Below are 10,274 nucleotides of genomic sequence, written 5' to 3'. Positions count from 1 at the left end.
TACGATCGTTTCAACATACTAACAGCTCCCTCAAATGATATGCAGTTTTCAAAGATCAGTTTTTGAATCGTTAATTCTATTTGAATTAATAGTTTTTTTTACTATAATTAGTCTTATATAATTGATTCATAACTTTTTTAAAACAAAGTAACTCTTTTTAAATTATTCTCGAACCTTGTAATACGTCGGTATAAAAAAGTATTCCACCGGTTTATTAAAAAACTTAGCAATTTTTTCTGCTCGTTCAGAATTAACACTTGTTTTTCCTTTCTCTATCGCATGAAGAACTTGAGGTTTAATATTAATTTTTTGACCGAGTTGTGTTAAAGAGAAATCTTTTGATCGTCGTTCATTCAATAACATAATTATTAATTACCTCCTCTCAATTAGTATAAAATAAGTATACATCACTTTTAAAGTGAAAAACAAGTAAAATTTACTAAAAATAAAAAATAATTAGTTATATATACTGAAATATACACAGAATATATGTATATTTTACTTATTTCAGTACTTTTTACATAATTAAGCTGAGATTTTATATGAAAGGACTATAAATATGAATATTTTTAGCGAACGTTTACGGAAATTACGCCAAGAACGAAGTTGGACAATGAAAGAATTAGGGGAAAAGATAAGTGAAGTTGTAGGATCTTCATTTAGTTCAGCCTCCGTATCAAATTGGGAAAAGAAAGGATCAGAACCACCCTACAATATATTAGCTGCAATAGCACAAATTTTTGATGTCAGCGCTGATTATCTAATAGGAATTAGTGAGACAACTACTCTAATTAATGAATCACCTACAGAAAAAATTGAGCATAAACAAGATATAATTAATAATGTAGAACTATATTTAACAATAAGCGAACATGAAAAGAAACAAGATATATATACAAAAGTAAAAGAGTTACATCAAGAAATTCGTAAATTACCTCTTGAAAAACAAGAACGATTAGAAAAAGAGCTTACTGAATATCTTAGGTTTTTTGAATACAAATACGATCAATTACATCTAGACTTTGTCAATTTCACCAATTATCTTCAACATGAACTAAAAACTAAAAGCCTCTAAATATTAGAGGCTTTTAGTTTTTAATTTATATGTTTGAATTTTATTAAACGAACAACAAAAAAGCTATTTAAGTAAAAAATACTAATTATTAGATTGATATTCTACCTTAATAGTTATAAAATTAATGCATCACTAATTTTGTCGTTTAAATTATTATAAATAAAAAAAACCCACCGCACAGTTTTTAATTGGTCTCTAGGTCGGCAAACTTCGAACCAATTAAAAACTCCCACAGGTAGGATTTTAATTCACACTATAAATGTATGTGTTTTTCTTTAATGTCATACTTGATGTTAAAATTATACCATAAGGCTCATATAATGTGAATATAAAACCTCTGTTTTTCCTGTTTATTTGCGGTGGGAAAAATAGGAGGTTTTTTTATGCTACATGATTCTTCTAATATAAACATTGAAGATCTAACTGGTAACATCCAGGTAGGCACAAAAACATTCAAGACAAACATGAAATTCTGTAAAAAAAATAAAAAATCAAAATTCCTCATGCATGGGCCAAAGTTTTTTGATGAGCTTCGTATATATTTAATCAAAAATAACGAGCTTGGAGAATATGCTTTGCCTTCATCAGCATTAGCCACTTACATTTTACTTCACTATAAGGTAAATGATTTAGGGCGACTTCCTCGCGATTTCAAACTATCTAATATCGCGAACGAATCCGATATCCCTTACACAACTATTCATACAGGTTTCCAAGCATTACTTCATTCTGGACTTGTTAGAGAAATTTTTATTAATGAGATTCCAGTCTATGAAATTTGCAACTATGCAAGATTAAATCGTACAGCAAAGGAAACAAAAGATAACGATGGAAAACTTTCATATTTTCGAATTCCTCATGTATTGTTAGAAACTTCAATTTTAAAAGAATTAGTTTCCCATCGTGACAGCAAAGGTATTATTGAATTTTTAGGATTATGTACCAACTTTACTCATCAATTTAAATATAGTAAAAATTCCGTTGAAGATTATTCTTTTTTTCGTAACATGGACGGCTTAAAGGAACGTTTAGGACGTAATGCGAAAAAGGTGCGTAACTACCTAAAGATTATCTCGCCAATTTTTAAATTTGATGCTTCTATACAAAAGGTTCGAAACCCACGTAAAGGACGCATAGCTCGTATACGTGAAAAGATCCAACAAATCGTTATCACTCAATTTACAGTTAGCATGAATCCTGCATGTGTGATTGAAAATGACCGAGCTGAAATTAGTCAAACTGAAGCTAAAATGCGTAAAGAAGCAACAGCTCGTCTTGAATCTATTGGCATAGCATTAACCAATAAAGATCGTAAAGACATTGTTGTTTCTTATAAAGGAGAAGTATCACGAATCGCTACATGTATTAAAAACAAGCAACTTCGTGATGATTTTATGACGTATACCATGAGTTATGCAATGGATCAATGTGAAAATTTCTTAGCACTTGGAGAAAAAATAAAATCAATCGGTGGCATGATACGAGCAAAACTGCGTGAATCGTTTATTCCATGGGCGGAACGATATTTAGACGATAATACGCGTCATGCACTTGTACTGGAACTCATTTCTCATGATATTGATGTACCTGATGCTTTCCACCTAACTTGAATTTTAAAAAATAAATAGACTATATGCCTTGTTCAAAAAAATTAATTCGGACAAGGCTATTTGTCATGTTGAAATCAATTAGACAATCATTCTATTACCTTATAATTCTTAAAAACAGTAGGGTTATTTTTCCTTCCCTAACTGTTTTTTATGTTTCTGTATACTAGATTACGTTTAAATACTTGTGGAATTCTTAGTAAACCTATAATTCAATTGTGTAAACCTTAGTATATTGTTATAAAGTTTGTGTGAATCTGAATAGTTTGTAGTTGTAGTTATGGATAAGTTAGTATTCCGATTCAATTTTTTAAGCAATTCATCTAGTCTTAGAGCCACAAGAGTTTCCAAGGTTTTCTTTTCATCTATATAGTATTTGTATCTTTTATATTATTATTGAACCTTTTATATAGTGATTGAAATTATTACTTAATAAATGAATCTATACATAAATAAGTGAAAAATTAATAAAAACTCTATCCTTTAATACCATTTAAATTTATAGGGGATTCTGACAAACCATGTAAATAGAATTAAAACTTTTAGGGAAACTTGACTAGTTTTAGGGATACACAAGGATTTTCAGAAACCGCCGAGAATTGCTACAGCAACTCACGTAATCTTTAAATCTCAAATGAGGAGTTGATTGTATGAGTCAAGTCATATCCTTAGAGCGTCCACAACGTCCATTAAACAGTTCGGACGTTGTAAACGTCCTAAACATCCCTGCAAGCACGTTGCGGACGTATACAGGACACTTCAGACACCTTGGACACAGTTTTAGTAAAAAAAATGGCCGCATTTTGTATTCATCGTATGATTTACAGCTTTTTCAAAGGATGATTCAGTTACATGAGCAAGGATTTGGAACAATCCCTGAATGTGTTGTAAACGTCTTAAACGCCTTAAACGTCCAAAACAACGTTGCAGACGTCCACAACGTTTTAAACAGTGTGGAGGACAACGTAGACAAACAAAACGAACAATGTAAACAAGTTAAACAAGCTCAGGACACCTCTTCACCAATTGAAACAGCAAATGAGATAGCAAAGATCAGGAAAGAAATGGAGGAATTACGGAAATATGTCGATGAAAGTATAAAAAAACGAGATGAATTGTTGCTGCAAACATTACGGGAAGTATTAGAATCAAAACAAAAGAAAAAAAAGAAGTGGTGGCAATTCTGGAAGTAATTCCTCTACTGTTTAACTGTTGGAATCAGAGTTTTCAAATAAAGAGTCCTAGATAAATATAGTTATTTATCTAGGACTCTTTATTTTTGAAGTGTGTATAATAAATTCTTCCCCCTCCTTTTCCATTTTCGATTCGTACTCGTATTTTAATAATTTACTATTCTATATCGGTATTCCTGTTGTATGAATTTCATATAAAAAGAATATATTTAATATACAACTCATGAAGTTAAATGATCACCCTAGGTCCGGTAATAACCTGAAATACATTTTTTATATTATTTTTATAGATTATACGCATTGTATATACACCTGAGAGATATTAAAAATATATTTTTAGTGCAGTTTTAAATCAATGTACTAGATTTATATAAAAAATATATAAAAAATATATAAAAAATGATTTTTGTGTTGAAATTTTAACCAGAAAGGTTTATAATGTAATTAAGATACAAAAAAGGAATGAAAATTATATAAAAAAGGTGGTTATTAAATATGATGATGAGAACGGTCGCTGATATTGGAAATAGTGAATTAAAAATGATGATTAATGGTGAGTTAGTTAAACAACAAAATGTAAATAAACGTATATTTGGTCGTGTGAAAAGTAAAGAAGCAAGTTTGCAACAAAGTGTAACAAACTTAATGGATGAAATTTATGTTCATGTAGCAAGTAATGCGATTGAACGTGTTGGGAAATTCTATGTAGGATACCGTGCTGCACATTCAAATGGTAAACCAGATGCTCTTGATATTGAGTTAGGAAATAAACATAAGCGGGACCTACCTGTAATTAATGTTTTATCTGTTATGGCAAGTAAAGCGGTACAAACAATTTATAACGAAGTAGGAGAGCTACCGAAAAATATTGAAATACCTGCATCACTTATCTTGGCAATTCCAGCTTCCGAGTATGAACCATCTAAAGCTCGTTTTCTTGAAAGTCGTTTTAAGGAAAATGAGCACGTTGTGATCGTATATGTGGGAGAAGAAAAAGTAACAGTGCAAATTACATTTGAAATTGTAAAGGTAACTCGTGAAGGTGTTCCAGCTTTATACGCTATCTTTGAAGGAGAACAAGACATGTTCGATGATTTCAATGATCTGTATAAAAAAGAAAAAGAAAAAGAAAATGAAAATGAAAATGATGAAGAAGTTAAAAAAGTTGAAAAGAAAGAATCTAAACTCTATCTAGAAAAGAATGTAGATGGCGGGTACTTTAAAAACAAAAAAATCCTACATGCTGATATTGGAGATGGTACAACCGAGTACATTTATTCTGATGGTTTAAACCCTGTTCCAGACGCGTGTTGGGGCGAAAAAAGAGGCATTGGTCATGCGATAGAAGGAGCAATTAAATTGCTACAAGAAGAATATGAAGGCGGTGTAGATATTAATCGCCAGCAATTTAGTGAATTAGTCACTGACTCTGATGATAAAAAGCATGATAAGGCTATAGAATTTTTAGAAGAAACTCGATATATGCAAGCTCAAGGGATTTATAATGATATCGAGAAATCATATATTTATAAAACAGCTAGCAAAGCCGAAGTCTTAGCAATTTATGGGGGCGGAAGTATTGCATTGAAAGATGATTTATATAAAAAAGCATTAGAATTTTGTAAAGTAAATGATATGCAATTACTATGGATTCCTAAAAAATATGCAACAGAAATGAATGTTAGAGGAATGGAGATTTTAAGCGGTAAATTATTGTCCAAGGTGACTAAGAAATGAGTAAACAAAAACAGAGAGAACAATATAACTGGAATTTTAAAAAAGAAAAAAATTCGAAATTCCACGATTGGCTAGATGAACAATCTAACATATCAGAATCGTTAATTACATTAGTTTTACATTTTGTAGATCAATATGGAATAAATGATGTAACAGACTATGAAGTATCTAAGCAAATGCAAAGAGATCTATTCATGAAGGAAAAGTTTTACCAAGACATTTCAGCATTGTTAAATAGTCCGAATGTTAACAGCGTGAGCCGTAATCAATATAAAGAATCAACAGTTGAAGCAATGGAAAATGAAGTTGAAACAGAAGAAAGCGAAAAACCCAATGAGAAAATAGATAAGAAAGCAATTGCACAAAACAAGTCAGAGTCAATGGAAAAGAAACCAATAGATGATGACTATTTGAAAGATGTTGATGAGAGCGTGTTATTTGGAGAGTGAGCGTTGATTTAAAACTCATGGTTCATTTAATTGAAATTAACAAATCAAAATCTGAACAGGAAAGATCAAAAGAAGCAAAAAACAACAAGATGCATAATGACATGATGGAGTGCTTACTTATTAGAGAAAGCACTCCATTTTTTTATTTTAAATATGAAGTAGTTTTTTAAATACATACTTTTATACAATGAAAGTGGTGAGTTTATGGAAATGCCAACAAATAAACAAAATAAGCAACCTCAAATTTTTAAATCTTGGATGTTTTGGGTATTTATTCTCATGGTATTCTTCCTATTTAAATCATTAGTTTTACAAATTATTGGAATCTTATTGATTGCTGTCTTTATCTGTCTAGGTTTTTATTATCTTGGTTATTTGTTATTTGGAATAACTGCTGCAATTATTGTTGTAGGTAGTGTTATATGTGCAATATGTTTGTTAGTTTACTTTCTTTTTTAATACTCAGCTTTGTTTATAATTGAAAATGGAGGGGATTATCCCCCTCCATTTCCATGTGCATATTGAACAAAACCTTTGATAACTTTGCTTACAGGAGCTTGTAAACTAAATATTAATGTCATAGCTACTAATAGCCCAATGGACTTACGATGGAGTTTCTTCATTTAAATCACCCTTTTTAAATATATTCTTCTTCCTAGATAACTCGAAGTATTCGCATGATTTAAGGTAATTCTTTTCTTCAAAATACTTATGCGCTAGTTGTTCTTGATATTCCTTAGTATACTCTGACATTTCTTGTTTTTCAAAATATTCAGTGCTTTCTGAGATAATAATCTCTAATTTTGAAGCAACTACATTATCGTTTAATGCTTGTAATATACGGAAATGATGCAAATATTCTTCAATACCAAGCTGTTTACAGATGTTTATTCCTCGCTCAATACGCTCACAGGCTACTTCCTTTTCGAATAATTTAACGTATTCTCTTGCCTCAACGAATATAGCTTTATAATTGTTTAACATTTTTTTATTAACTTCTGAAAGAAACTGAATTGCTAAATCAGGACGATCCTGTTTAGCATGCATTAAAGCTATGTTTTGTTTTACCATTAGTATAAAGGTCTCTTCTTTAATGGCTTTGAAGCTGTTTAATGCTAATGTATAATACTTATTCGCTAGTTCAAATTCATCTAAATCTGCATAAGTTAACCCCAAAAGATTATTACAAAAAGCAAGGTTAGTTTCACATTCAGGGTATTTAGAAAATATCTCTTTAGCCTTTGACAATTCTTGTAAGGCCAGAAAACCATTGTATGCATCATACAATGTATATCCCAACATGTAATGAAATTCAGCAACATCTAATTCATTATTGATATATTTTAAAAAAGCTTTTGCTTTATCATAGAATTTCCTTGAAGATTGATAATTTCCGATTGCGTTATGGTAAATCGCTTTGAAAAAATGATAATAATATGTTAAAAAATTATCTTGTGGTATAACAAATGTATCGATAATATTAAAACTATCCGTAGAAACGCCTAGGTTATTAAGTAGATAATTATGACGAAAATCTATGAGGTAGTACTGTAACATCAAATTTTGGTCATCTTTAAATTCATTTATAACCAAGTCGATCTTATCTTTTAAACAAATTGCTGCATCCAGATCTCTTGCTCGAATTTTAAAGTACCATTCATTTAAAGTTTGTATCAATTGTTCATTCCCTTTTACATGAACGTTCATATCTTTCTCCCCCATCATCCCATAATCCCGTAAAATAAAGGGAATATTCTTATAATATATGATATCAAATTATGCAATTGTCCATATTACTAAGGGGTATTTTTCAATATAATTCAGAATATTAAGTTAATTATTGATTGAAATAATATGTGCTATAAGTATATTAGATTATCTCTTATAGTATTAAAGAGTAAAAGGAATGAGGATTATGGAAAAATACCCAATTGAATTTACAATTACATCTCCTAATGGAGAAGTGTATCGACCCGATATTGTATACATTACAGCAAATACACCCGATGCTGCTATACAGCAAGTGGAAAATGAGATAGAGAATAGAATGGGTAAGTATTATACATATAAAGTGAAAATTAGTATGCAAAATGAGGAAGAACAACTTGCCTTATTTTAAGAAAGTTCTTTCGTAAAGAAAGAACTTTTTTCATGTAACACTAGTACCTTTTCTTTCTACTGTTCTTTTTAATGTATTCATAAATCTTATCCATGACAAATGTTTCATGATCTTTCCAAATAGCTTCAGCTTCTTCTAATGTAACTACTTTGACTAATTCCTCAATTGCTGAACTTTCAACTAAAAATGTAGCTACAGCTCCGGTAGATGTTGAATATTTACTGATAACTGAATCTATAATGTTATCAATCTCTAGTACATTCTTATTATGAGATTTATTTTCAATCTGACTACTTGAGTTTGTTATTTCATTTTCGGACAGTTCTTTTAATCGGGAATTTAGAATAAATTCTACATAACCGATTGGGGAATCAATATCTGTACGAAAACGGATATCTTCAATTATCTCCAATACAATTTCTTTATGCTCTTCCCATTTCTTAAATACTTTAGGAAATACTTTTTCTTTACACCGTTCTTCAAATCTCTTAATTTTTTGTTCAAATGTATTTGGCTGTTGAAATTTATCTAATTTCTTTTCAAAATGAACTAAATCCGGATCTTTCTTTTTCTGGCTACGAATAATAAATCTAATTTTTTGTACTTTCCTACCTAATTTAATTTCTTCAAATTCAAAAGAAATATCTGTTTTTTGATTTAATTCTTTTTGAGAAGGTTTCAACACACGTTGCTTAAAATTTGCATAGTTAGGGTATACATCCATCGCATCTAAGTAATACCTTAAATTTTCAAGACTGATTGTACGTTCTTTTAAGTCCTCATATTGCTTAAGTAGTTCATAAATACGTATAGCATATGTACTTTTCAATTTAACAACATTAGCCAATCTATAGCTTGTAAACTTGCTACTCAATTCTATTAAAAACGGCTTTAATAAAGGATCGAAACGCATATCAATTGTCCCTTTATTCCTATTGTAAATTGCGGAAGAAAGCCAAGATACTTGTATCAGTTCTTCTCCTGCTCGAATTTCAATTACTTTAGATAATAATTCTTTTGTTATTTTACTTAACTCCGTATATTTGATAGATCCACTCAAACCAAGTAGATCATGAAATTGTTTAATTGGGAATGTGTATGTTTTAAAATCCCGATCATTCGGTTCAATATTACTAGCTAAACAAAGTAACATCTTTTGTTCAACTAAATTTAAGCGAGAATTTGCTTCAATCAAAGTATTTGATTTAGAAACAATATTATTCTCTTTAATCTGTAAATCTTGATTTATAGACATATTTATATACGTCCTTTCCATACGTCCTCTATTGATACACTAACTATAACAAATATATCACTTTTGTTATAGTTGCTTTTTTTTATAACCAAATTTGTTATTTTTACAGATTAATTTTGGAAGTTTTATGGCCAAATTTTGTGATAAATGATATTCATAGTCCATAAAATAATTATGTGAATTAAAGATTAACAAGAGTTTTTGATATAAAAACTAATACCTTTAAAATTCGTTATAGATAAACAACCAAATTTGTTATCTTTCTAACCATTTTTATTATAGTTAAACAACCAATTTAATTATCCTTCTAACCATTTTTGTTATAGTTAGACAACCAAATTTGTTATCTGTCTAACCATTTTTGTTATAGTTAGACAACCAAATCTGTTATCTTTCTAACCATTTTTGTTATAGTTAGAACCAAATTTGTTATCTTTCTAACCATTTTTGTTATAGTTAGACAACCAAATTTGTTATCTTTCTAACCGTTTTTGTTATAGTTAGAACCAAATTTGTTATCTTTCTAACCATTTTTGTTATAGTTAGACAACCAAATTTGTTATCTTTCTAACCGTTTTTGTTATAGTTAGAACCAAATTTGTTATCTTTCTAACCATTTTTGTTATAGTTATGTGCCAGAATCCCTTATATATCAACGCATTTCATGTTCCTAAAACATATAAACAATTAAACATATAAACAATTATTATGTAAAACAATCAAACATAGAATATTATGTTGTATATATTTATTAATAAATTTTAAAATCCTATTTGTAATAAAAATAGATCTAATGAACAAAAAAGACAAGAGTGCAACACCCTTGTCTTTTTTTATTA

11 protein-coding genes are annotated in these 10,274 nt (G+C 29.5%); 7 read left to right on the top strand and 4 right to left on the bottom strand.

Going from position 1 to position 10,274, the window contains the following annotated elements; all coding sequences use genetic code 11:
- Positions 1-162: 162 nt before the first annotated feature.
- Positions 163-363, bottom strand: coding sequence for a helix-turn-helix domain-containing protein (locus CQ058_RS29580; protein ID WP_042978733.1), 201 nt, complete (start codon positions 361-363; stop codon positions 163-165).
- Positions 364-559: 196 nt separating this feature from the next.
- Here CQ058_RS29580 and CQ058_RS29575 point away from each other — a divergent pair, with 196 nt between their 5' ends.
- The 6 genes from CQ058_RS29575 to CQ058_RS29550 all read left to right on the top strand — a co-directional run bounded on the left by CQ058_RS29575 (position 560) and on the right by CQ058_RS29550 (position 6,520).
- Entirely contained in the window at positions 560-1,075 is a 516-nt protein-coding gene (locus CQ058_RS29575; RefSeq protein ID WP_105590178.1) for a helix-turn-helix domain-containing protein, read from the top strand.
- Between the two features lie 383 nt (positions 1,076-1,458).
- Positions 1,459-2,685 (top strand): hypothetical protein, encoded by a 1,227-nt coding sequence (locus CQ058_RS29570; protein WP_105590177.1) that lies wholly within the window; start codon positions 1,459-1,461, stop codon positions 2,683-2,685.
- A gap of 647 nt (positions 2,686-3,332) precedes the next feature.
- Positions 3,333-3,875: a MerR family transcriptional regulator gene (locus tag CQ058_RS29565; protein ID WP_105590176.1), complete on the top strand. Its 543-nt coding sequence runs from the start codon at positions 3,333-3,335 to the stop codon at positions 3,873-3,875.
- Between the two features lie 495 nt (positions 3,876-4,370).
- Positions 4,371-5,612 carry a ParM/StbA family protein gene (locus tag CQ058_RS29560; protein ID WP_105590175.1) on the top strand — a complete coding sequence of 414 codons (1,242 nt, stop codon included), beginning with the start codon at positions 4,371-4,373 and terminating at the stop codon, positions 5,610-5,612.
- On the top strand, positions 5,609-6,061 hold the full coding sequence (locus CQ058_RS29555) for a hypothetical protein (RefSeq protein ID WP_105590174.1): 453 nt from the start codon (positions 5,609-5,611) through the stop codon (positions 6,059-6,061). Before CQ058_RS29560 ends, CQ058_RS29555 begins: the two co-directional genes overlap by 4 nt.
- A gap of 204 nt (positions 6,062-6,265) precedes the next feature.
- The gene (locus CQ058_RS29550) at positions 6,266-6,520 is read left to right on the top strand and encodes a hypothetical protein (RefSeq protein ID WP_105590173.1); all 255 of its coding nucleotides are present in this window, start codon (positions 6,266-6,268) and stop codon (positions 6,518-6,520) included.
- A gap of 35 nt (positions 6,521-6,555) precedes the next feature.
- Here the strand turns inward: CQ058_RS29550 and CQ058_RS32565 are convergent, their stop codons facing one another.
- Positions 6,556-6,684 carry a hypothetical protein gene (locus CQ058_RS32565; protein ID WP_258169584.1) on the bottom strand — a complete coding sequence of 43 codons (129 nt, stop codon included), beginning with the start codon at positions 6,682-6,684 and terminating at the stop codon, positions 6,556-6,558.
- On the bottom strand, positions 6,665-7,768 hold the full coding sequence (locus CQ058_RS29545; RefSeq protein ID WP_105590172.1) for a response regulator aspartate phosphatase: 1,104 nt from the start codon (positions 7,766-7,768) through the stop codon (positions 6,665-6,667). Before CQ058_RS29545 ends, CQ058_RS32565 begins: the two co-directional genes overlap by 20 nt.
- Before the next feature lie 208 nt (positions 7,769-7,976).
- Between CQ058_RS29545 and CQ058_RS29540 the strand changes: the two genes are divergently transcribed.
- Complete coding sequence (locus CQ058_RS29540) at positions 7,977-8,180, top strand: hypothetical protein (RefSeq protein WP_105590179.1); 204 nt, start codon at positions 7,977-7,979, stop codon at positions 8,178-8,180.
- 40 nt (positions 8,181-8,220) lie between these two features.
- On the opposite strand, the gene CQ058_RS29535 is transcribed toward CQ058_RS29540, so the two are convergent.
- Positions 8,221-9,435 carry a replication initiation protein gene (locus CQ058_RS29535; protein WP_105590171.1) on the bottom strand — a complete coding sequence of 405 codons (1,215 nt, stop codon included), beginning with the start codon at positions 9,433-9,435 and terminating at the stop codon, positions 8,221-8,223.
- Between the last annotated feature and the right edge of the window lie 839 nt (positions 9,436-10,274).

The organism is Bacillus sp. MYb56, from assembly GCF_002976445.1.
Taxonomy (GTDB): domain Bacteria; phylum Bacillota; class Bacilli; order Bacillales; family Bacillaceae_G; genus Bacillus_A; species Bacillus_A mycoides.
This window is presented reverse-complemented; position numbering and strand designations above follow the sequence as displayed.

Bases quoted from the DNA above. Each gene is read 5' to 3' on its own strand.
- CQ058_RS29545 (WP_105590172.1), bottom strand. From the start codon at position 7,768: ATGAACGTTCATGTAAAAGGGAATGAACAATTGATACAAACTTTAAAT.
- CQ058_RS29550 (WP_105590173.1), top strand. From the start codon at position 6,266: ATGGAAATGCCAACAAATAAACAAAATAAGCAACCTCAAATTTTTAAA.
- CQ058_RS29540 (WP_105590179.1), top strand. From the start codon at position 7,977: ATGGAAAAATACCCAATTGAATTTACAATTACATCTCCTAATGGAGAA.
- CQ058_RS29580 (WP_042978733.1), bottom strand. From the start codon at position 363: ATGTTATTGAATGAACGACGATCAAAAGATTTCTCTTTAACACAACTC.
- CQ058_RS29560 (WP_105590175.1), top strand. From the start codon at position 4,371: ATGATGATGAGAACGGTCGCTGATATTGGAAATAGTGAATTAAAAATG.
- CQ058_RS29535 (WP_105590171.1), bottom strand. From the start codon at position 9,435: ATGTCTATAAATCAAGATTTACAGATTAAAGAGAATAATATTGTTTCT.
- CQ058_RS29565 (WP_105590176.1), top strand. From the start codon at position 3,333: ATGAGTCAAGTCATATCCTTAGAGCGTCCACAACGTCCATTAAACAGT.
- CQ058_RS32565 (WP_258169584.1), bottom strand. From the start codon at position 6,684: ATGAAGAAACTCCATCGTAAGTCCATTGGGCTATTAGTAGCTATGACA.
- CQ058_RS29575 (WP_105590178.1), top strand. From the start codon at position 560: ATGAATATTTTTAGCGAACGTTTACGGAAATTACGCCAAGAACGAAGT.
- CQ058_RS29555 (WP_105590174.1), top strand. From the start codon at position 5,609: ATGAGTAAACAAAAACAGAGAGAACAATATAACTGGAATTTTAAAAAA.
- CQ058_RS29570 (WP_105590177.1), top strand. From the start codon at position 1,459: ATGCTACATGATTCTTCTAATATAAACATTGAAGATCTAACTGGTAAC.